Raw genomic sequence first — 23,994 nt, 5'->3', positions numbered from 1 at the left:
ATAATCATCGAAGAATTCAAAAGGGTTTGGGTTTTAAGACACCAAATCAAATGGCCGAAGACTTTTATAAGTTGGCTGCCTAGAATCTCCCAAGGGAAAGTCTCCTGATAATTCAGCGTATATCACTTTATAAACCGAATAATCCTCATGCTTAAATTGGACATAGTCAGGAGTTTCTAAAAGCTTGATAAAACCTGTATAGCCCGTTTGCAGTAGTGGCACAAAGCTCTTTGGTTCATAGACATAATGCTTAGTGTAGTTTTCATTATTTTCAGGGTTTTTGCTATTTGATTGTTGTGACTCCCAAATCATCAAGTCCCCGTCCTAGCCGAATAAAGTCAGGGTTTAGTGATTTTATTGGCGTTATATGAGTACCACCCAATTAAATCTTAATATTTTACCTTGCTCCCAATTTTTTCTTATTTTAACGCCTATTACATTCATAAGTCGTAGAATTTTTTGGATGTGAAAACAAAATATTCCATCCATCCTCTAACTGCATACCAGTAGAACCTGTATGTAGCTTTTCATTACCATAAATACTCATAGGAGTAATTATTTCTAATTCATCGACTCCATTACAATATATATAACTTGAATTTATTTTCTTATAAAACTCCCATGAATTGTTTTTTAACAACTGATTCTTATCCTTATTAAAATTTTCAATTTTAAAATTATTACTATAAATAATATATGAAACTTTATCCGAACTGTAAGATGAGAAGCTCATTTTATTAAGTAAAACGCTCCCAAACAATAATTCTGCCTGCTGAGTAAAATAAATATTTTTTGGACTTTTAGATAAATCATGTTTTTTATCATGCTGTGATGTACAGCCAATTAAGACCAACAAAATAAAGAAATATACAATATTAATTTTTTTAATCATAAGACTCTCGCGACATCTTCGAAGTAATACCAATATCTGCGTTTACACCTACTGTGCCTATAACTAATTCAACTGATTTAGCTCCATATGCAGGACTATTTTTAGTCAACATCGGTACTACGTAATTTAATCCAACGCCAACACCTGGACCAACTATTGCCCCAAATGATGCCGAAGCGCCATTTACGACTTCATGTGTAAGATCTTTCATACCAAATCTATCTATTACAGCTTTATCTAAATTATGAATAATCCCAGCCGAACAACTAGCACCCACTAAATCTTTAGGTGATTTAGGCACTGTTTGTGTAATTAATGCTCCTTTGGATCCAGCTAAATACCATCCTTCTGACTCATCTGCCCATAGATTTTTAACTAAAGTTACGTTATGGCCAAGAAGACCGCCACCACAGGCTAGATAATCATAAATTTTACATTGGCACCCTTTTCTACGTGGATCCTCTCCAAAAGTAGAATTCTGCTTTTTATATGGTTCCGTCCTTCTACTAGGATACATTTGGGCATTACTTTTTGCTTGCTCATTTATACGTTCCACAAAACTAGGTTTGGATGAAACTTGATAGACATATGGTTGAGTGTTCTTTTGAGTATATATTTGCGCAAGTTGCTTAGTTCCACGATCCAAAGTTTCAAATGCTACTATATTTTGTTGTATAGCATTACGATAATCTTGACTAGCTTGATTACTATAATCTGATGATTTATAAGATGATGAATTATTTTTAGATATAGCTTGTGTACTTGAACGTTGGTTAAGTTTGGCAATGTATTCCTGAGCTTCAGAATTTAAACCCTTACTTCCAGGCACATACCTATCGGAATATGTCCCATCGGGATGAATAAATACTTTCGCCAACCCCATCGGATCTACCCACTGATTCGGATCACTTACATAAGCTAAGTTATTAAGTCCTCCTTCTAGCCCAATTGGATCTTTACTTACATATCTCGCACTAAACGGCTCATAATATCTATAACGGTTATAGTGCAAACCTGTTTCACTATCGTAATATTGCCCTTGAAAACGAATGTTGGTTTGCTCTAATAAATTTTCAGTGGTCTTAATCTCTAAAGTTGTACCCCATGTATCTTGCTTAATACCCCAAATACATTCACCTCGCTCATTACTAAGCGTTTGTGGTGTACCAACTTGGTCACAGTGATAAAAAAGCACCCGTTCCAATTCAGCTTTATTTTTTCGTGTTTCCGTTTTCCATAGCGGATCTTTATAAACCGAATAATCTTCATGCTGAAATTGAGCATAGTCAGGGGTTTCTAAAAGCTTGATAAACCCTGTATAGCCCGTTTGTAGTAATGGCACAAAACTCTTCGGTTCATAGACATAATGCTTAGTGTAGTTTTCTTCCGCTTTATTAGATTGCTGAGACTCCCAAATCATCAGGTCACCGTCCCAGCCAAATAAAGTCAGGGTTTGTGCAGTTTGGTTTTTCTTAAACAAACGTCGTCCAAATACATCATAACCATATTCTGTCACCTGACCCTGGTGATCACTGCGAACCAATCTGTTCAGGTTATCCCACGTCAGTTTTAATGTTTTACCTGCATGGTTAGTTTCAATCACATTACCTTGCGCATCGTATTTATAATTTTTGCCTTTATATTGCGATATCAAATTGCTTTTCACTTGAGATGCTTGCGTGGCAATTGGGTCAATCAAATTCCCTGCTGGGTCAAAAGCAAAGCTTTCTGTTTGATGTTGACTTTGACTCTGCGTTAAACGGCCAATTGCATCATACTGATAATTAAGCTTACCTAATCGACTGTCATTTACTTGGGTGAGCAAATAATTTTGATCATATTTATAATGCCGTTCTGCTTGATGCTGTACACGACCTACAGTTTCTTGTTCTGGTCGAATAATTTGTGAACTCAGCAGTCCCACATCATTGTAATTTTTGCTTTGGATTAAGCCATTTGCCAACATACGAGACGTTTCACGGTGTAAGTCATCGCGTTGGAACGCGACCATATCTTGTTTATTAAATGCGATTCCATAGATATGACCTGAACCATAACTCAAATTGCTTTGAACCTGTCCATCAGGGCGAATCGTTTGAGTTAAATTTCCCAGCACATCATATTCATAACGCAGCACAGCCGTCAGCGGAGTTAAATGCGGCACTTTATAATGCTGATGCTCACGGACCAATTGGCCAAGCGCGTTGCGATAAAAATCGATTTGACTGTCTTTATTCGTCGCCTTACTCAACTGATGATTCAGGTTGTATTCAAATTCTTCTGTTTGACTTACACGAGTTTGTACATGGGTATAAGTTTTTGAAGCGATTGCGCCATCAGCAAAATATGCAAATTGAGTAAACACATTTGGCTGACGGATTTGGAACAGCTGACCGTTTTCATTGTAGCTATAATATTTTTCTTCGCCATCGAAAGCCTGTTCACGTGCCAATTGACCATAACGGTTATATTCAAATAAATATTCTGCATGGTTTTGATTGATCAGCTTTTGAATACGGCCTTGCTGATCCCATTGGTAGCCAATTTGATGACGGTTCGCATCTATACGCTGTTCGAGCAAACCCGCAGCGTTATAACGGTACTGCGTGCTTAAACCTTTGGTATCCGTATGCTTGAGCAAGCGCCCTTCTTCATCATGCTCAAATTGTTCTTTTAAACCATCAGGGTAGACAATTGCTTTAAGCTGGCCTTTGTCTTTGCCATCTGTGCTGTAGATATATTTGACTTGCTGTGCATCAGCAGACTGCTGGGCCGTCAGTGCGCTTTCTTCATCGTATTCCCATGCGCTCTCTTTACCTGAACAATCGCTATATGCGGTCATTTGCCCCAAATCATTGTATTGAATTTTTTTAGCGCCGCCTTTGGCATCAATGATTTCTACAACTTGATTATCGTTGTTGTATTTATATTGCGTGCTATAACCTAAAGGATTAATTTCCTTCGTTACATTACCGTCTGCATCGTATTCTTTTTTCCAAATATGACCTTCTGGATCTTTAGTTTCCGTCAAATTTCCTGCTTCATCATAGGCAAAACGGATGATGCCTCCATTCGGCTGTACAATTTTAATCAGCTGATCTTGCTCGTTATAAACTTGTTCGGTTTCTAGGCCTGCAAAATCAATTTGACGGGTAATACGTTTTTGACTGTCACGCGATAGCCATTTTTCACGGCCATCGGCTAAGCGTGTGCGATAGGTAAAACCATCTAAGTCAAAATAGTAATAGGTCGGCACATCATAAGCATCATATACAGCAACTTGGCGCAGTCGTGGATGCCACTCCAAACGGGTCTTAAAGCTGCCGTCATCTGCCCATTCTGCGATGGCTTTGGCATTTGCTTCTTTGGATTCATATCGAATATTTTGCCCACGCCCTGTACGGTCGGTATAACGGGTCAGCTGATGCGCATCATTATATTCATAGCTGCGCACGTGACCATTTTGATCCACTGCCTGAATTAAATTACCTTGCGTATCATATTTATAGCGTGAAACTGGCTCTGCTTGCTCATCCACAAAGGCAGCAATGATTTTCACTTGTTCATTAAAGGCAAACTTGAGCTGGTGTTTTCCTCGCTTCAGTTGAAAATCAATACTTTGCAGATAAGCCTGCTGTTCAAATAGTAAATAACTTAAAGCAACTTTTTCATCTGTTTCTTCATTGAATTGCTGAATCAACTGATAGTGCTTTCCACCATTGAAACTATGAAAATGAAAACTCCAAGCTGAACCAAAATTTAGGACTAAGTCTTCATTTTCTAAAGGTTCTACCGTAAAGCCCTCATAAGGTACCGTATAAGCTTCATACAGGATTGACTCAGGCAACTGATGCTTGCGCCCATTACTGTCTATAAATAAGTAGCCATTTTTATTTTGGCTAATGACATTCGAAAAAGGCATCATCCAACGCGCCCCCATGAGGCTTTGGTCAAACTCATGCATTTGCGAATTATATTGACGGCTGAAGCTAAAGCCCACTTTGGGTAAGTAGAAATCAGTATGATTGACTCGTTCTGCGCCAATGGAATAGCTGATACTGTGCTTAGATTGTGAGTCAGCTCCTTGGCAAGGCGGATTATTCAGTGCATCGGCCTGTAAAGTTAAAAACTCTAAAGTATCACCTGTGGTGTGCTGCTCATGTTCCCCAGTTTGATTAATCGGCACACTGGCATTGGCTTTGTTACCTTGCGTTTTAATGGCTTTTAAGGTTTCTTGAATTAGCCATGCCAAACTGTATTTTAGACCTGCGTTAGCTTGACGTTGAATTTCATTTGGAAATGAACTCAATGCCTGAGTTGCTTGAGTTTGTAGCAGCGTGCCTGTTTGTTCTTTCCTTATTTTAGGCAGCATATTGGCAAGTGCGCTAGTTTTACTTAAATCAATCAGCGGTTTTGCCCAATTGCTAAATTGTTCTGTCGGATCACGCTTTTCCGCAGTTGCACCAAAACTAATAGTGGGTGAAACCAGTCCTGACTGAATCGGCGCTGCAAAAGTATTTAGAATAGACGTGCCTAAAGTTGTTGCGCCACTTAATAATGCGGGAAGTTTGGCCTGTGTTTCAGTCAGAAACTTTTCTAAATCCCCTGCAATCTGTGCATTCAGATGCAAAGACATACGGCGAAGATCGGCCTCTTGAATTTTGCCATTTTCTGGATAGAGCTTTTCAGCCATTAGCCCCAACAAAGGACGCAATGCCATACGCACATGCACTTCAGCTTTTGGCTCTAAATATAAGCCAATCAGGTTCATGCTCAGCAAAGCAGATTTTTGCACAGCAGCATCACCCTGTTCTTGCTCGGTAGCAAATAATAGTAAGTCCAACACTGCACCTGAAAGTGCAAAAATATTGGCTACAGTAGGGACATTTGCTTTGGCTTTTAACTGCTCTAAACTGGTATTACCACACGCTTTTAAATAATCCTGAATTTGATGGGCTATAAATTTATGATCTTCAGTATGCGTCACACTTTCTAAATTAAAAATTGCCAGTTCTACGGCTGGCTTATTTATTGTCTGTTGTTCTTTTTGAACATTTTGATCAGTTGTCATGTAAAAACCTATTACTCAAATTCTAAATATTTAAAACTGTGTTTGACGCTAGCTTTAGCAAATGCTAACCATTGTTCTTTTTCGGTCGTGTAGTTTCGCTATAAGTGAGATAAGGGCTTGAATATTGCTTCCTATCTACCCAATCATCGTCACTGGCAAGGACAGGTATCGCTTTTTCTGGTGCAGCTTCCGCTACTTTTATTTCAGTAACTTTAGGCACTGCGACTGGTGCAGCTGTCACATTCGTAGGCGTTGCAGAGCCTTCTCGAATGGTTTCCGTATAAGTCAATGCGCGTGTGGAATAAGAAATTTTACGGCCCACTATATCCTTATCAATGGTTGCTTGTGAGTTCTGAACTGCGGCAGCAGTTGACCCAGAAACGATGCCGTTACTCATTCCACTTCCACCTAATACGCTGGATAAGCCTTGTGCACCCTGACCCAAACTTGCCATTTGTGAAGCAGAAAGTCCCAAGTTGAGTTTCGATGAAATTGCAGATAGTGCGGAATTGGTGACTTGGTCTTTAAATTGATTTAATGCCTGTCCACCTAGATCTTTTAATGCATTTTTTCCGATATTTTTTAAAGAATCGGCATTTAAATTAAAGAGATTATCTTTTAACTGTGATGTTAAATTTTGCTCCAACGACCCGAGTGCATTCTGAATCAAGTCTGAAGCTCCCGGTACAACGTTTTCTGCCCATTGATAGTCACGCTTAAAATGACTCGCTGAATCCCAAGCACTTCGAGGATCTTTGTCAAACTCAACTTTAGCCGGTCCTGGTGCAATACCCGTTACTTGAGCAAAGCCATTGCCGTCTAATTTTCCTGTAACTTGCTTGCCCAAAGCATCAATCACTTTAAATCCAGTTCCGCTAAAGAAATCTTGACCACCATAGCTCTTAAGCAGTTCTAAGGCCCCTTTCATCGGATTAGAAGCAGGAAGTTGTGCAGACTTGCTAACACTCAATGCTGGTTTAAATAGATGCTGCCCTGCATTTACTTCAAATTTACCGCCGGTCTTAGCAAAAATTCCCGAGCCATTTAAAGTAATTTGGGAAGTAGCTCCTGTGATCACAATCTCTTTCGGACTGCTAATCTCTATTTTGTCCTCAGTAGAAGAAATCGTAATTCCTTTTTTTGCCAAAATATCCAAAGCATCAGACTGTGCCTGAATTTCGACTTTACTTTGTGCAGCTACGGCTTTAATGCCACCTTGTGCTGCAAATAAACTGACTTTGCCCAGTGCTTGGCCCACAATATTTTTTTGCGTACTCAGGTTAATGCTATCACCGGCAATTTGGTTGATCATGCCTGTTGCAGATAAATGAATATCCTCTGGTGTACTAAGTGCAATACCATCCACTGAGTTAAGTAAAAGAATGGCTTTTTTAAATTTAGCGATATCTTTTTCTATTTCACTGGCAAAAGCTTTTAGCTGTTCAACAGATTCAATTTCATCTGTTTTTTGTTGTTTTGCAATATCACTTAAAGACTTACTATTACTATGACTCGTCTCCAGCTGTGTTCTTGCAATCTCTGCATCTAAATGTTCACCATTGGCCTTTTCCTGTTTATAAGTCGACACCAATAAACCTTGTCCAGCTCGTAGCGCCCCCCATTGATCCGTCCTCAGCTCAAAACCTTCACCCCGACTTTCACTCTCAGCTTTTTCTTTAGGATGACTTAAATGCCCTAAATTCAGTTGTGTTGCACCATGACTACTTTGCAGCTGGGTACTAATTTGCCCCGTGGTGTCATCAAAGCGTAATTGACCAAAACCCTCTCCCGCCACTTCTTTGGAACGAATTCCCGCAAGTTTTTTGGTATCGGGTAATTGTCCTTTATTGTCAAATTTAGTGGGACTACGCTGCGCTTCATGAATACGACCCACGACAAAAGGTCGGTCAATGTTGCCATCAAAGAAATCGACGACAACTATTTCACCAATTCGAGGTAAGAAGCGTGCGCCATAACCTTCGCCGGCCCAAGGCGTCAGTACATCAACCCAAGCCGAGTCTGTGTCATTATTATTCGCACCTGCACCGCCATCATGACCATGATCATCGGAACGGGTAAATAGGAAACGGACTTTTATCCGCCCCCATTCATCAACATGGATTTCTTCACCGGCAGGACCCACAACTTTGGCACGCTGTGGATGTGTTACTGGTCGATGTGTAAGTGGATTAAATTCAGGAACGGTCGTAATATTTCGACGTTGCAAAGCCAAGGTATTGGCTTGGCGTTCATCCGCATCGCTTTGTTTGACTTGCCACTGACTTTGATGGATCAGTTGTGTAACTTGATCGGTTAAGTCTTTGGGTAAATTATTTTGGTTATAAAAAGACTTAGATAAAATCAAAAATTCTTGATCGGCACCACGATGCTGGTCAATCTCTGGATGCTCATCCAATTTGAACCAATAACCAACTTGTGTATCACGCACGGTACTTTTAGCAATAAATTGTTTGGCTTGAGCTGCATAATAATCACTAAAATTTTGATTGAGACGTTCAACTTGAGCACTATTAGAGGCAGTTGCAGCATCTTCACCATTCAGATCTTGCATCCATGCAGGGCTCACATGCCATGCCTGCTCTAAGCTTAAGCTCGCATTATCTTGATTTTGACTATGTAGGTGCTTGCTTTGTACTGCACCACCACCCTCGTCCTGTTCAAGCACATCTGCTTGCCATCGTTGTACATGTACCGACGTCGGCTGCAGACTGCGCTGACCGATAAAACTGGTCATACTGTCATTTTTTTCAGTCGCACTACTGCGATGAAAACGGATATTACGTCGCTCCAAAGCTTGATATTGACTATTATCATCAATCAAACGTAGCTTTTGGGCTGCGATGGGTGCCGCAGACGATGTTACAAAAGATTGAGCTTCATCAACCAACCAATGAATGCCTTCACTGCGTAATAAGCGGGTAATAAAATCATAGTCGGTTTCATTACTTTGCATCATGAATGGTCGAACGTCATACTCTTTTTTTAAGCCACTTAAGTCCAAACTTAAGCTCGCTGCAAAAAGTGGGCTCTTTTTTTGCCATTCCTTAAAAATAATCTCGACCACATCTTTGACCGATTTATTCATAAACACACGGCTATTACGACGCTTATGCCACAATGCCGTTGCATCTTCTAAGGTCAACTTATACAGTGTTAATGCACCATCACTTTGGCCTTGAAATGCTTCTGTAATGATCCCGGTAATACGAAAAAGTTGCCCCGCATCGGTCACCTGATCGATTGCGACTTGCGTGCCAATAAATTGTTTCAGTTCGAGCGTGGCAGAAGTTGAGAGACAGATGAGCTGAACATTCAAACCTTCACTTAAGGCATGTTCCCCATCAATACGTTGCAAGAATACTTGTTCATTCAGCGTGGTATTGGAAAATTGAATGTGCAAAGCACGTTTTTGTGGACTAATGCCCAATTTTTCAATTGCAGAATATATATTGTTCAGCATCGTTATTATCTAAAATCAGATTTTTATAAAATATGCGGGGTATTTAATCAAAAAAACTCATATTTTTCTAGGCATAATCTGCCTGCTTTTTTGGGTTTTATGTAAGTAAAAAGTCAAATTTCTGCATCAATTCTTTATGTTATTTTTACCCTATTTTTTTCAGTATAAAAAAATAGAAGAGACCATCAAACTAAACTTCAGGTCTCTTCATACCACCTTACTGCCTTACATCAATATTAATTAGTATTTAAAAATGCGTGAATATTCTCTAATTGTTCTTGTGCTTCAACATAACCTTGCAAGGCTGCTTTTTCTAAATATTGCTGTGCAACTTTAAGATCACGCTCTACGCCCATACCATGAATATAGAAATAACCCAATCGCGTTAATGCCGCAGCCTCCATCCCCTGAGCAGCTTGTACATAATAACTATGTGCCTGAGTTAAATCTTGCTGCACACCCAAACCATGTTCTGACATTTCACCAAGCTGGTACAAGGCAGTCACATTTCCCAATGCCGCCGCTTGCGAAAAATACTGCAACGCTTGTTGGAAATCTTGTGTTCCCCATTGTCCTTTTAAATTAACCAGACCCAGTTGCGTGAGTGCATCAGGATGGCCTAATTTTGCCGCCTTCAACAATGCTCGCTGGCTTTGAACATCATCAAATTGTAGATCAGGCAAGATATTGTCCACAGCTAAACGATAGAGATACCAAGCAGCATCCTGCGAACCTTGTTCTGCGGATTTTTCCAGATAGCTCAGACATTGATCACGATGTGCTAATGGATACTCTGGCAATGCATAAAAACGCCCAATCACATAATTCTGATCGGCGACACAAGTAATGGACATATCATTTAAGTGTCTTGCCGCTTCAACTAAAAGCTGCTGCGCTTGCTTGATATTTCGCTCAACACCGACCCCGTGTAGGTAGCATAGTGCCAAACCAACTTGGTTAATGAATAATGGTTTGAATTGATACGCTGTTTGATATAACTCAAATGCTTTTTGTGGATCATCACTAACCAAATACTTTTCAAAATACAGTGCGGCAATAAGACTAATCGCTTCAGCATCTTTAAGTTGAGCAGCTTCGGTCAGAAAGCGAAAACCTAAAGTTTCCTGATTCTCCAGGTACCAACCATGAAAATGTGCAATGCCTAATAATCGGCTGGCTGCTGCAACTTTGTGCTCTTTGGCCTGCTGCAAAAGATCATGATAAACCCGCTGACGCTGATCGACGTCGATTTTACCCATCAATACTGCTTGATAATATTCATACAACTGCTGCTGGTGCCCGAGTAGCAATCCTCGCTTTAAATATTGCAATGACTTTTCATCATTTTGCGCAAGATACTTTCCTTGTGCATAGAATTGCTGCAATTGCTGAATAGCCGCCATATGGTCTTGTTGAGCAGCTTTCAGTAAATATTCCAATCCTAGAGCAATATTTGGCGTGGCTTGGTTTAAATAGAACTGTGCCAATTGATACTGTGAATTGGCATGTCCATTGTCCGCATTTTTTTGCAACAAATCTAAATGTTGCTGCTCGGCATGTGTCTGATCTTCTGGGTTTAGTTCAGCGAGTCGATATTGCGCATCCAAATGACCGCGTGAAATCGCATGTCGATACCAATATTGTGCTTTTTCAAGATTGGGCACACCGCCATAGATACCTTCTTCAACTTGCCCCAACACATATGCAGCATCATCACTGCCTAAACTATTGGCTTTTTCCAATAAAGCCAGCGCATTTTCCACACTGACTTCTCGGCCTAAACCTTGTAAATGCATCTGCCCCATAGCGACATAGGCCTGCGGAATTTCATGCTGTTTGGCCAAATTTTGATACAACTCATAGGCACGCGCATAGTCGGTTGGTGCATCAAGCATTAAACGTTCTGCAAATTTCAGCTGTGCATCTAATTGGTCTATCCACAAGTCATGCCCAACCGCTTTAGCCTGATCGCGTTTCACTGGATCGGGTCTTTTCCACATCCAAAACGCAAGTGCTCCCATCCCCAAAATTAGTATAAGTAAAAACCACATACTCGCCCCAAAAAAATCAATATTTTAATTATTCCAACATTGTGTCTGATTTTAATTCTATATACAAAAAAAGCACCGAATTCGGTGCTTTATTTTTTTCAAAATGAGATAACTGTCATGCTTTTGCTCGTTTTGCATCAAGTTTTTTGAGCACCTCTGACACAGCCACCATCGCAAAGCTGGACGTCACCACTACTGCTGAACCATATCCACCACAACGTAAGCCCGCACTTGGACAAACATCAGCACTGGAAAATGGATTATCAATCGAATAAACACAGGTAATCCCAAACTTTTCTTTCGGCTTTTTACAAATGCCTTTGCCGCGTAATTGTGTGCGCAATTTGGCTAACATCGGGTCTTGCTCTGTTCTTGATAAATCTGCGACTCGGATTTTCAGCGGATCAAGTTTACCCCCTGCTCCACCGGAAACGATCAACGGAATTTTATTAAAACGGCAATGTAGCATTAAGGCAAATTTGGCCTTCACATCATCAATACAATCTAAAATTAGGTCAGGAGCACCTGCCAAAATTTCTTTGACATTTTCGGGTGTGAGATAATCATCAATCAAATTTATTTTGATTCGGGGATTAATCGCACGGCAGCGCTCTGCCATCACTTCAATTTTTTCATGTCCCAGTGTCGTGCTCATGGCAGGCAATTGTCGATTAATATTTGATGCAGCAACTACATCCATATCGACCAAGGTCAGCTCACCAATACCAGTACGCGCTAAAGCTTCGACCGCCCATGAGCCTACACCACCAATCCCTATCACCATGACATGACTTTTTTCATAATGATGAAAACTTTCATCACTATATATTTTGGCTACGCCAGCAAAACGGCGGTCATATTCATCATCTTGGAGCAGTTCAGTCATAGGTTTGGAGGCAGAGTTAAATCAGCCGCCATTTTAGCAAATTCACTGCTTTTTTTCTTTGATAAAACGCAATTCAGCAGACAGCGCAACAGAGCGGCATTCGCATCAGGTCTAAATCCATCAAAATAAACATTTACAGCGAACGGAGATCTGCTTTAAAAATATAACCATAGATCAAAAGCTCAAGTGTGTATTGCCATGGACATCCATCCTCTGCCAAATAATTTAAAAATTACCGATGACAAAAATGAAATGGATTTAGACACCGTGCATCGCTTTTTAAGCCATACCTATTGGTCAAAAGATATTCCAAAACATGTGGTGAAAAAAGCGATTGAAAACTCTTTGGCCGTGGCCTTACTTCTCGATGATGAACTCATCGGTTTTGGTCGTGCTATTACGGATTATGCAACTTTTGCTTATTTAGCCGATATTTATGTCGCCGATGCGCATCGAGGCAAAGGCTATTCAAAATTGATTGTGAGTACTTTATTTGAAAAATGTGGCTCCTCAGATCTAAGACGCATGTTGCTTGCAACGGCAGATGCACATGGTTTATATCGTCAATTTGGCTTTACCGATTTGGCTCAACCTGCAAGTTTTCTCGAGATTCATCAAGCCAACGTCTATCAACGATAGAGAAAATTTCTCGGATAAAAAAAAGAGGCTTTCGCCTCTTTTTCGATCTTACAACCTTAGTCTTTATTCATAATAAAGAAATATTCACGGTAGTATTTGAGCTCTGCAATGGAGTCACGGATATCATCCATCGCCAAATGCGACGCATTTTTCTTTAAGCCACCCATGATCTCTGGGCGCCAGCGTTTCGCCAATTCTTTCACTGATGAAACATCGAGATTACGGTAGTGGAAGTATTGTTCCATTTCAGGCATTAAGCGATGCAAGAAGCGACGATCTTGGCAAATTGAGTTACCACACATTGGTGATGATTTTGGATTTACCCATTTTTTCAAAAATTCTAAAGTTTGCTGTTCAGCATCTTGTGCTGTTAATTTACTACGACGTACACGTTCGATTAGGCCTGATTGACCATGTTGGCGAGTATTCCATTCATCCATCGCATTGAGCACACGGTCAGACTGATGTACCGCAAGCACAGGCCCTTCCGCCAGAATATTTAAATTATCATCCGTCACAATTGTTGCAACTTCAATAATCTGGTCGTTATCTGTATCTAGACCTGTCATTTCAAGGTCAATCCAAATCAGGCGTGTATCAAGTGTGCTGCTCATAAATGTGCAATCTTATTAGGCTGTAAAAATGAACATAGTAGCAAATTTATTGGGCTTGCGCTGTAAATAGACCCTGCTTTCATGCTATTTTTGCCATCTAGTTTTCATGGTTTTTAGGATATGAATGGCTTTAATTCGTAAGCGCCGACTGACTGAACAGCAGCAACGCCGCATTCAGAAGCAACATAAATCTCGTCAGGAAGAAATCGATACTTCTGCAGATTTAGAAGGCTTGGTCGTCCAACATTATGGTCGTCAACTTGAAGTTCAAGCGCTGTCTACACCCGACCAACATCCTGAAAAACCCATTGTGCAAGCAGGTGAACCTGAACCACATTGGAAACCCATCGAATTAGGCAGTGTTTGGCGCTGCCATACCCGTACCAATCTCGAATTATTAGTGACTGGTGACCGTGTCAAGTGGCAAGCTGACCCAATCACAGGTTTGGGGATTATTACCGCGATTCATCCACGCCAATCTTTACTGACACGCCCTGACCGTTATCACAAAGTGAAACCTGTCGCAGCCAATGTCAGCCTGATTGTGATTGTATTTGCACCACTTCCTGAGCCAGCACCAGGCCTGATTGACCGCTATTTGGTGGCCTGTGCAGATGCCGATATTCCAGCATTATTGGTCTTAAATAAATCCGACTTGCTTAAAGACAACGATCCGATCTTAACGCTATTACAAGAATATCGTGACTTGGGCTATGAGGTCATGCAAACCCAATCCGATGGTGACTTAAGCACACTTTCTGCTCGACTTTCTGGTGAAACTGTCGCATTTGTAGGTCAGTCTGGGGTTGGTAAAAGTACTTTAATTAATGCCATTGTTCCGGATGCTGCGCAAAAAACCAATATTATTTCGGAAAACTCCGCGCTCGGTCAGCACACCACCACCTCTACGCGCTTAATTGCGTTTGGTGAAGGTTCTGCATTGATTGATTCACCAGGAATCCGTGAATTTGGTTTATGGCACCTAGAATTGGAAAAAGTTCAGCAAGGTTTCCCTGAGATCGAGTCACATTTGGGCTATTGCCAGTTCCGTAACTGTACGCATAAACATGAAAAGCAATGTGCGCTTAGAATGGCGGCTCAAAATGGCGAAATTTTGCCGCGCCGATTAGACAGTTATTTACGTCTGATCGACGAAATCACGGAAGCGCAGCAAAAAAATTAATTTTTATTCTGTTCATGCCCTTGAAGGGGTGATTTTGATCACCATATTTATGGGCTATACTCTTGGCAATTTAAAATTGTAGTTAGGTGAATTGTGGAACGTTGGTTCGAATTTATGGGGAATCACCCCTTCTTATTTGGAACGCTGGCTGTATTGGTCGTGCTGTTCTTTATTCTTGAAGGCCAGCGTAATGGTCGCAAAATTTCACCTCAATCTTTAGGGATTTTAGTTAAAGCTAAAAATGCTCAATTGATTGACTTACGTGATGCGAAAGACTTCCGCGAAGGTCATATTAGCGGTAGCCGTAATATTCCATATAGCCAAATTACAAAACACATTGAAGAGTTAAAAACTTCTGATCGCCCGTTGGTTTTTGTATGTAACCTTGGTCAAGTGGCAGGTTCTGCATTGCAACAAGTCGGTCATGCAGATGCATACCGTTTAGACGGCGGCATTAGCAACTGGAAAGCTCAAGGCTTACCTTTAGTTAAAAGCAAATAAGCGCTTCTTAGGAGATTAACATGGCTGAAGTTACGATTTATTCAACAACTGTATGTCCTTACTGCATTCGTGCAAAACAGCTCCTAGAGCGTAAAGGCGTGGCTTATAAAGAAATTAATTTATCAAATGAAGCGCCTGAAGTACGTGTTGAATTGATGCAACGCACCAACCACCGTACCGTTCCTCAAATTTTTATTAATGATCAGTTTATTGGCGGTTTTGACCAACTTTATGCTTTAGAGCGTGAAGGCAAACTCGACGGCATGCTATCTTAATTTTAAACATAAATCGTCACCTCATATTAAGGAATAAACAATGAGTGAAGAACAACAAGCTCAACCACAATTGGCATTAGAGCGTATTTATACTAAAGATATTTCTTTCGAAGTACCTGGGGCTCAAGTATTTACTAAAGAATGGCAGCCTGAACTAAATATCAACCTTTCTTCTTCTGCAGAAAAAGTTGATCCAACACACTTCGAAGTTTCACTCAAAGTTGTCGTTCAAGCAAACAATGCGGGTGACACTGCATTTATCGTTGACGTTACTCAAGCAGGTATCTTCCTGATCGATAGCGTTGAAGAAGAACGTCTTCCGTACATTCTTGGTGCTTACTGCCCAAATATCTTGTTCCCATTCCTACGTGAAGCAGTGAACGATATGGTGACTAAAGGCAGCTTCCCACAATTATTGCTTACACCAATTAACTTCGATGCTGAATTCGAAGCGAATTTGCAACGTGCGCAAACTGCTGCTGAAGGCCAAGCTTAATCGCTTATCTTTAAATCTAAAAAAGACCGCTTTTAGCGGTCTTTTTTATTGCTTTATTTATCCCCTCTTCTTCTAGGAGATGAGAAATACTGTTTCGCAAGGGTAGAGGATTTTATTCCCTCACCCTAGCCCTCTCCCAAAGGGAGAGGGAACTTAAAGAGAATTACTCAGCATCTGCCATCAGATCAGCGCTCATACCTACAGTATTAAAGCCAGCATCAACATACAGAATTTCACCTGTAATACCATTTGCCCAAGGTGAGCAAAGGAACAATGCTGCATTACCGACATCTTCAATAGTTACATTGCGTTTAAGCGGTGCAACTTTTTCATTTAGATCTAACATTTTACGGAAAGATTTAATCCCTGAAGCCGCTAAGGTACGAATTGGACCTGCTGAAATCGCATTTACACGAATACCTTCAGCACCAAGACTTGTTGCCAAATAACGTACGCCTGCTTCTAGTGACGCTTTTGCCATACCCATAACGTTATAGTTTGGCATTACGCGTTCAGAACCTTGGTAAGTCAGCGTCAATAAGCAACCTTGACGTGCAGCCAATAAAGGTTTTGCCGCACGAGCCATCGCAATAAAGCTATATGCGCTGATGTCGTGAGCAATTTTAAAACCTTCACGGTCGGTAATATCAGTGAAATCGCCATCTAAAGTATGTGCCGGTGCAAAACCAATTGAATGCACAACACCATCTAGACCATCCCAATGTTTAGCAAGTTCAGCAAAAGCGGTATCAATTTCAGCGTCTACTGCGACATCACATGGGAAAACTAAAGTTGAACCAAATTGTTCAGCAAAATCATCTACACGTTTTTTTAATTTTTCATTTGGGTATGTAAAAGCCAGTTCTGCACCTTCGCGATGTAAAGCTTGCGCAATACCAAATGCGATTGATAACTTACTTGCAATACCCGCGATTAAAAAGCGTTTGCCAGCCAATAGTCCTTGTGCCATGTGAAACTCACTCAAAATAATTTAACAGCATAATGCCAAGTCTAAAGCATTTTAGAAATTGCATAATGCGCCTTTTTTTAGAAAACCATCATTGTATAAACAATGTGGAGAAAACCTGATTCAATCAAGCAGCGTCAATATTTGTTGCCGCTTAAGCGTCCAAATGCAATGCTTGTAATGAATTTCTCCATAAGATCTGTGCAATCTCAGATTCAGTACGGTTTAAGCTCTGAGCCAAACCCAGCAATACATAGGGCAAATTGACCGGCGTATTACGAGTACGCCCTTCCGTCGAATGCTGACAACATAAGGGTGTCATATCGGGACAGTCGGTTTCTAAGACCAAATGTGCCGCCCCTAAAGTCTGAACCACTTGATGTAATTTTTTTGCATTGGGATTGGTGATTTGCCCCGTTACACCAATTTTAAAACCTAGCTTGGTAAATGCCTTCGCTTCTTCAACACCACCACTAAATGCATGTGCGATACCACCGAGCTTAAATTGATGCTTTTTCAACATCGAAAGCACCTCCGCATGGGATTTGCGAATATGCAGCAAAATGGGTTTATCAAACTGCTGTGCTAATTCAAGTTGTGCGGAAAAATACTGCTGCTGCTTTTGAAAAAGTTCGGGCTGTTTATGCTGTTTCAAAAAGGTATCTAAACCTATTTCACCGATAGCGACACAATCATGCTGCTTTAGCAGCTGTTCCACATCGAACAAATGTTCTGTACGATGTTGCTCAATATAAAACGGATGTAAGCCGGGGGCTAAATAGCTTTTGGGAGCATTGGATAAACGAGCTAAAAACTCTTGGGTTTGCAGCAAATCGTGAAAACGTGACTGCACAAAACCAATCAATACCAAAGCATCGACACCCACCTGTTTGGCAGCATGCGCCAACTGTTCCCGATCAACGTCAAAATCAGGAACATCAAAATGCGTATGCGTATCAAACAGTGAGTAAGTCATTGAACTAATTAATTTGCTTTTACGGCTGAGGCTTCAGCAGCTTCAACTACTGGTAGATATTGCTTTTTCAAGATACTTTGCAATTGATCATACGGAATGGTCAAACGTGGTAAACCCGCCACATATGGCCCAATTTCATATTCGGCATATTGCAAAATTAGACCTTGCTGACTTAGATAAAAGTTATCAGACAGTTTAAATTTCCAAATCTGTTCATATTCTTGAACATTGTCCGCCAACTTGGCATCTTTCACCCAAGTTTTAAAGACTTCATAGCCCAGCTTTTCAAGTTTAGTACGTTGATTGGGCAGCAATATGTCATTGAGCTGTACCAATTTTTGAGTGCTTAAATCGAAGTTATAATATTGCTGTGCAGAAGAACCATGCGCCCCACCTAAATATGAGCTGGTATTTAAAACCACTGTTGCCAAGGGTTTTTCAGCATTCAATATTTTAGGTTTAATCATCAAACTGATTTGCTGATTGGCGCTTAAAGATTTCAACTCTTTATCTAAATTTAAAAATGCTTGCATATAAGGCTGCGTGGCTTTTTCCAATTTTAATTTGGGCGTTTCAACCTTTGCCAAAGCAGATTTTGCTTCAGACGCTGCAGGTACTTCACTTGCAGCGGGAGCGTCTTTGCTCAGCGTCTTATCTTCTAAAGGCGAAACAGATAGAATTTCGTCTAACTGTTTTAAGATTTTCGCATCAATAAATTCATCAATAAAGGCTTGATTACTGTTTAAGCGTTCAACTGAAATTTCAGGACAGACCCCGCCATCACATTCAGGTAAATTCAGTTGTAATTTTTCCGCATCACCAATCAGTTTTGCACTCAAATCTGGCTGTTCAGTTTTGGCTTGATCCGGCTTTTTTTCAGGTTCAGCTTGTTGTGGCTGACACGCCGTGAATGCAACAGAAACTGCCAATATTGAGCTTGCCCAAATTTTATTTTTTTGCACCATTGCTTCAACCTTTCATTTCGAATAATTGATATTTATCTCAGTAAATATCTCATCAAATTAAATACTTTCGTTGTTTAGAACATATGCTGATACACATCAGCTTTCAAGACTTGTTGTGTTTGCGCTTTGCTGAGATAAATATCCAGTTGTGTACTATCTTTGATAATTTCATCTGTACGGTAATGCAAACCGACACCTTCTTGATCAAAGAACCAATCTGCTTGGCCCCAATAGAGCTTTTTCGGTGCCGATTTTTTGACATCCACCTCTTGTTCATCTAACCATTTGCCATAGGCTTGCTGCACAATGGCATCCATATTTTGCTGCTGCTTTGCATCAATAATATCTAAGGGTTTGAGATTTTTTTTCGCACGACGGTCTGCCACAAAAAAATAATAGCGCTCTTTGACCGTGATATTTTCCTGTTTGGTATCGACACCGATTTGCAGCAGCACATATTGATTCCGTTGATATGGAACTCGTGTGTACATCGCCAATTCATAGGCTTTATTGGTTTTAAACTCGGCCTGCCAAGCATCTGATTTTTTCACATACGCATCGACAGCTTGTTGGAGATTCATATTCTGCTTTAGTGCAATCTGATCTTGTACGACGCTCGCCTGATTCTTTTCAATCCAGCTATTCAACCACGTATCTACGGTCTGAATGGTTTGTATCTCTAAATCAATACAACTTTTATTTTCACAAAACGGTTTGGCAATTTTAGCGGCTTGCTCTTGGATATTTAAATAAGGCAAAACATCTGGATTGATCACGGCCGCTTCAGAAGCGCCATCATCGGCCGGCTTTGTCGCTTTGTTTTCTTTTCCTGAATCACATGCACCGAGCAGCAAACCCCCCCCCAAAAGTGCAAAAACTGTAGCATCCTTGAATATTTTCATGATGTCCTAAACGACCAAATGATTGCGTAATGTATGAATTTAAAAACTCTACCATAAAATAAAACAGCTTCACGAAGAAGCTGTTTTATTTCTGTAAAAGAACAACTTAGTGTTCACGTGTATTACGGAACACGATATCCGGATAACGTTCTTGCATTAACTGTAAATTCACACGACTTGGTGCAAGATAAGTTAAATGACCACCGCCATCGACAGACAATTGGTCATGTGCTTTTTTCTTAAATTCGTTGAATTTTTTCTCGTCATCACACGATACCCAACGTACGGTATTGATGCTTACAGGCTCGTAAATACAATCAACTTTGTATTCTTCTTTCAGACGATATGCCACCACTTCAAACTGAAGCACACCCACAGCACCCACGATTAAGTCGTTACTGTTTTGCGGCATAAAGACCTGAGTCGCACCTTCTTCTGACAGTTCTTTTAAGCCTTTTTGTAGCTGTTTTGACTTCAATGGATCTTTTAAACGCACGCGACGGAACATTTCAGGTGCGAAGTGAGGAATACCGGTAAAGTGTAAATCTTCACCTGAAGTAAAGGTATCACCGATCTGAATCGTACCATGGTTATGCAAACCGATAATGTCACCCGGCCATGCTTCTTCAAGATGTTGACGGTCACCGGCAAGGAACGTCAAAGCATCACTAATACGTACATCTTTACCTAGACGCACATGTTTCATTTTCAAGCCTTTTTCATACTTACCTGAACAGATACGCATGAATGCAATACGGTCACGGTGTTTTGGATCCATATTGGCTTGAATTTTAAAGACGAAACCTGTGAAGCCTTCTTCAGTCGCTTCAACTTTACGGTCCTGAGTCGGATGTGCTTTAGGTTCAGGCGCATATTGACTAAATGCATCCAACACATGGTCTACACCAAAGTTACCGAGTGCCGTACCAAACAAGACTGGCGTTTGACGACCTGCCAAAAATTCATCACGGTCTAAAGGCTCATTGGCCATTTGAACCAACTCCAATGATTCTTCAAATGCGGCCCAAGCGAGATCGCCGACTTTTTCACGCAAATCTGCATAGTCATAGCCATCACGAACTTCAATATCCGTAATGGTTGAACCGAAACCCGCCTTATAAACGTAGAATTTTTCTTCGAGTAGGTTAAATACACCCGCAAAGTCACGACCTGTGCCCAGTGGCCAAGTAATCGGAACACATTTAATTTTTAGAACGTTTTCGATTTCATCTAGCAGTTCTAATGGCTCACGAATTTCACGGTCCATTTTGTTGACGAATGAAATAATCGGCGTGTCGCGCATACGACACACTTCCATCAATTTGATCGTACGATCTTCGACACCTTTTGCACCATCAATCACCATAAGCGCAGAGTCAACAGCGGTTAATGTACGGTAAGTATCTTCAGAAAAGTCTTCATGCCCTGGGGTGTCGAGCAAGTTAATCATCTTGTCTTTAAACGGGAACTGCATAACAGAGGTGGTGATCGAAATCCCACGTTCTTTTTCCATTTCCATCCAGTCAGACGTTGCCGCACGATCAGATTTACGGCTTTTTACCATACCTGCAACCTGAATCGCCTGTCCCCATAACAACAGTTTTTCTGTCATTGTGGTTTTACCGGCATCGGGGTGGGAAATAATAGCGAAAGTACGTCGCTGAGCGACCTGTGTCGCTAATTCTTCTTTAAAACTCATGAAAGACACCTACTGCAAAACTCGCAGTGCAAAAGATCAGATCTGATCAATATGGAAAATTGGCGATATTGTATCAGATTGACCATTAAAAATAATCAACCACATCGGGTTGAGTCAAAATCTTAGCGTGGCGTGTCTTGATGTTTTACATTGGATGACGACCTGTTTTTATCGACGATATAGCACATTTCATTTTCTTTTTTCTATACTCATTGGCAATCCGATCAGACCACAAAGACTTTATTCAACTTTCATTTTCATGCTTTCTTCAAGCTGTGCCACTGGCATCGGCATTCCTAACAAATATCCTTGTAACTGTTGGCAACCTAAACGTTTTAAAATTTCTGCTTGTTGTTCTGTCTCTACACCTTCTGCAGTGACTGTTAGCCCCAGTCGAATTGCCAAGTGAATAATACTTTCTAAAATAATTTCTTCTTTAGAGCCAACGCTCAAATTGCGGATAAATTCACGGTCAATTTTCAGCTCATCTACAGGTAGTTCTTTTAAATACAAGAAACTTGAATGTCCTGTTCCAAAGTCATCAATCGCAACTTTGATCCCCATCTGTCTCAAATGTTCAAAAGTCACGATACTGGCATCGATATGATGCATCGCAGTTGACTCGGTAATTTCAATAATTAAATTTGACGGGTTAATTTCATAACGTGCAAAAAGCGACTCTAAAGTACTAAATAAATGTTTATGCTCAAACTGGATGGCCGATAAGTTGACCGCAATCGGATACAGCGGCATATTCAGCTTTTCCCAGTGCTGAATTTGCTTACAGGCTTCTTCAAGCGCCCAATAGCCCATGGCAATAATCAGTCCAGTTTTTTCCGCACCATTGATAAACTTATTTGGCGTCAGCATACCTAAGGTTGGATGATTCCAACGAATTAAGGCCTCAACCCCACAAATTTCACGATCAGTGGCATTAAATTTTGGCTGATAAAACAAGCTAAACTGCTGTTCTTCTACCGCTTTATATAAATCATTGATCAGTTTCGTCTGACTTTTTTCTTCAAATTGGTCGGCAGTATAATTAAAAAACGAATAGGTATTACGCCCCTGATACTTCGAACTCAGCATTGCAGTGTCTGCATTGATCAGCAGATCTTGCAAGTTCGCACCATGTTCAGGGTACATCGCAATACCAATACTGCCTGAAATATTGATTTCCTTGCCTGCAATCAAGAAGCTTTCTTGCATCAATTCCAATATTTTTTCAGACATTGCTGTGGCAGAGTCATTGCTTGCCGACTCGAGCACAATCAGAAATTCATCGCCACCGATTCGTAGCAATTTGGCTTTATCATTAATTAAACGGTGAATACGCGTAGCAATTTGAATCAGCAGTTGATCACCGACATGGTGTCCAAACACATCATTGACCGCTTTAAAACGGTCAATATCAATATAAATAAAAGCAATTTTATGTTGTCTTAAACGATGCTCTGTAAATAGGAAATGTGCATATTCAGCCAAAAACAGTCGATTAGGTAAACGAGTCAAATTGTCCTGTACCGCTTGATTGGCCAGTTCTCGATTTGCGCGCATCAACTGCAAACTGCGATGCTCTAAACGTTGTTCTAATACCGCTACACTAAAGGCTGCCATCAACAATAAACTGGTGACAAACAAAACAATAAACAGCAATAAATTATGGTTTATCTGCGCTGCCACCAATACATCCATCGAGTTTAGCGGTACAAAATCAACAGCCGCCATACCAATATAATGCATAGCCACAATGCTAAAAGTCAGCATGACTGCAACAAAGGCATTCATGATGTTACGTTTAGACGAATACTTATTTTTAAATGTCAGCCAAAATGCTAAACCTGAACCACAAATCGCGACCAAAATTGAACAGATAACAATTAAAGGTTCGTAGCGTTGTTCATAGCCCTGAACGGCTAAACTCAGCATGCCGGTATAATGCATGCCGGAAATGCCAAGTCCCATTAACACGGAGCCTAAAATTAAACGCGGAAAAGGTAAGGTCGGACGAGTGGTCAGCCACACTGCAAAAGTGGACGCAACAAAGGCGATAAAATAGGAAGTTAGAGTCAGACTGGTATCAAAACTATGATTTGAAGGCAAATGGCTGGCCATCATACCTACAAAATGCATGCACCAAATCGCAGCACCTAAAATTGCGCCGCTGAATAATAAAATGACATTTTCATATCTTGGTCGTGTTCCACGAAACAACATTTGTTCGAGTGAAACCGCTAAGTAACAACTTAATAATGCAACTACGATTGAACCAACGACCAGATTGTAATCATAATGAATATGGGTCATATCAAGCGTTCCGCTTAGGTTATCGTGGCACTTTCTTTAACCGAATTACCCAATCTATCTCTTCCCTTTAACTTGTTACGTTTTCAATT

17 protein-coding genes and 1 pseudogene are annotated in these 23,994 nt (G+C 40.6%); 5 read left to right on the top strand and 13 right to left on the bottom strand.

Annotation, left to right across the window (positions count from 1 at the left end):
* Positions 1-126: 126 nt before the first annotated feature.
* From FTU37_RS12400 to FTU37_RS12375, 6 genes and pseudogenes are all read right to left on the bottom strand, one after another.
* Positions 127-342 (bottom strand): annotated as a pseudogene (locus FTU37_RS12400) (hypothetical protein); the annotation flags it as partial.
* An 82-nt stretch (positions 343-424) separates the two neighbouring features.
* The gene (locus FTU37_RS12395; RefSeq protein ID WP_180108370.1) at positions 425-892 is read right to left on the bottom strand and encodes a hypothetical protein; all 468 of its coding nucleotides are present in this window, start codon (positions 890-892) and stop codon (positions 425-427) included.
* Entirely contained in the window at positions 885-5,963 is a 5,079-nt protein-coding gene (locus FTU37_RS12390; RefSeq protein WP_180124424.1) for an RHS repeat-associated core domain-containing protein, read from the bottom strand. Before FTU37_RS12390 ends, FTU37_RS12395 begins: the two co-directional genes overlap by 8 nt.
* Positions 5,964-6,027: 64 nt before the next feature.
* On the bottom strand, positions 6,028-9,444 hold the full coding sequence (locus FTU37_RS12385; RefSeq protein WP_180124423.1) for a type VI secretion system Vgr family protein: 3,417 nt from the start codon (positions 9,442-9,444) through the stop codon (positions 6,028-6,030).
* A gap of 236 nt (positions 9,445-9,680) precedes the next feature.
* Positions 9,681-11,495 (bottom strand): tetratricopeptide repeat protein, encoded by a 1,815-nt coding sequence (locus FTU37_RS12380; protein WP_180124422.1) that lies wholly within the window; start codon positions 11,493-11,495, stop codon positions 9,681-9,683.
* A gap of 115 nt (positions 11,496-11,610) precedes the next feature.
* Positions 11,611-12,381: a ThiF family adenylyltransferase gene (locus FTU37_RS12375; RefSeq protein ID WP_180004537.1), complete on the bottom strand. Its 771-nt coding sequence runs from the start codon at positions 12,379-12,381 to the stop codon at positions 11,611-11,613.
* Between the two features lie 198 nt (positions 12,382-12,579).
* Between FTU37_RS12375 and FTU37_RS12370 the strand changes: the two genes are divergently transcribed.
* Positions 12,580-13,020: a GNAT family N-acetyltransferase gene (locus FTU37_RS12370; protein ID WP_180124421.1), complete on the top strand. Its 441-nt coding sequence runs from the start codon at positions 12,580-12,582 to the stop codon at positions 13,018-13,020.
* A gap of 56 nt (positions 13,021-13,076) precedes the next feature.
* Here the strand turns inward: FTU37_RS12370 and orn are convergent, their stop codons facing one another.
* Complete coding sequence (gene orn, locus FTU37_RS12365) at positions 13,077-13,634, bottom strand: oligoribonuclease (protein ID WP_180124420.1); 558 nt, start codon at positions 13,632-13,634, stop codon at positions 13,077-13,079.
* A gap of 124 nt (positions 13,635-13,758) precedes the next feature.
* Here orn and rsgA point away from each other — a divergent pair, with 124 nt between their 5' ends.
* The 4 genes from rsgA (at position 13,759) to secB (ending at position 16,089) form a co-directional block, all read left to right on the top strand.
* Entirely contained in the window at positions 13,759-14,817 is a 1,059-nt protein-coding gene (gene rsgA, locus FTU37_RS12360; RefSeq protein WP_078192688.1) for a ribosome small subunit-dependent GTPase A, read from the top strand.
* A gap of 93 nt (positions 14,818-14,910) precedes the next feature.
* Positions 14,911-15,318 carry a rhodanese-like domain-containing protein gene (locus FTU37_RS12355; protein ID WP_078189639.1) on the top strand — a complete coding sequence of 136 codons (408 nt, stop codon included), beginning with the start codon at positions 14,911-14,913 and terminating at the stop codon, positions 15,316-15,318.
* Positions 15,319-15,338: 20 nt separating this feature from the next.
* On the top strand, positions 15,339-15,593 hold the full coding sequence (gene grxC / locus FTU37_RS12350; RefSeq protein WP_078189640.1) for a glutaredoxin 3: 255 nt from the start codon (positions 15,339-15,341) through the stop codon (positions 15,591-15,593).
* A gap of 40 nt (positions 15,594-15,633) precedes the next feature.
* Positions 15,634-16,089: a protein-export chaperone SecB gene (gene secB / locus FTU37_RS12345; protein ID WP_078189641.1), complete on the top strand. Its 456-nt coding sequence runs from the start codon at positions 15,634-15,636 to the stop codon at positions 16,087-16,089.
* A 163-nt stretch (positions 16,090-16,252) separates the two neighbouring features.
* On the opposite strand, the gene FTU37_RS12340 is transcribed toward secB, so the two are convergent.
* The 6 genes from FTU37_RS12340 to FTU37_RS12315 form a co-directional block, all read right to left on the bottom strand.
* Positions 16,253-17,059, bottom strand: a complete 807-nt coding sequence (locus tag FTU37_RS12340) for an enoyl-ACP reductase (RefSeq protein ID WP_078189642.1) — start codon at positions 17,057-17,059, stop codon at positions 16,253-16,255.
* A gap of 151 nt (positions 17,060-17,210) precedes the next feature.
* The gene (locus FTU37_RS12335; protein WP_180124419.1) at positions 17,211-18,032 is read right to left on the bottom strand and encodes a TatD family hydrolase; all 822 of its coding nucleotides are present in this window, start codon (positions 18,030-18,032) and stop codon (positions 17,211-17,213) included.
* Between the two features lie 8 nt (positions 18,033-18,040).
* The gene (locus FTU37_RS12330; protein WP_180124418.1) at positions 18,041-18,997 is read right to left on the bottom strand and encodes an RsiV family protein; all 957 of its coding nucleotides are present in this window, start codon (positions 18,995-18,997) and stop codon (positions 18,041-18,043) included.
* 74 nt (positions 18,998-19,071) lie between these two features.
* Positions 19,072-19,899: a hypothetical protein gene (locus FTU37_RS12325; RefSeq protein WP_180124417.1), complete on the bottom strand. Its 828-nt coding sequence runs from the start codon at positions 19,897-19,899 to the stop codon at positions 19,072-19,074.
* 106 nt (positions 19,900-20,005) lie between these two features.
* Positions 20,006-21,598 carry a peptide chain release factor 3 gene (locus tag FTU37_RS12320; RefSeq protein WP_078189646.1) on the bottom strand — a complete coding sequence of 531 codons (1,593 nt, stop codon included), beginning with the start codon at positions 21,596-21,598 and terminating at the stop codon, positions 20,006-20,008.
* A 240-nt stretch (positions 21,599-21,838) separates the two neighbouring features.
* Complete coding sequence (locus FTU37_RS12315) at positions 21,839-23,905, bottom strand: EAL domain-containing protein (RefSeq protein WP_180124416.1); 2,067 nt, start codon at positions 23,903-23,905, stop codon at positions 21,839-21,841.
* Positions 23,906-23,994 lie beyond the last annotated feature (89 nt).

The organism is Acinetobacter sp. YH12097 (assembly GCF_013419225.1).
Classification (GTDB): Bacteria; Pseudomonadota; Gammaproteobacteria; order Pseudomonadales; family Moraxellaceae; genus Acinetobacter; species Acinetobacter amyesii.
The sequence above is the reverse complement of the archived record's forward strand: the minus strand, read 5'-3'. Positions and strand labels throughout refer to the sequence as shown.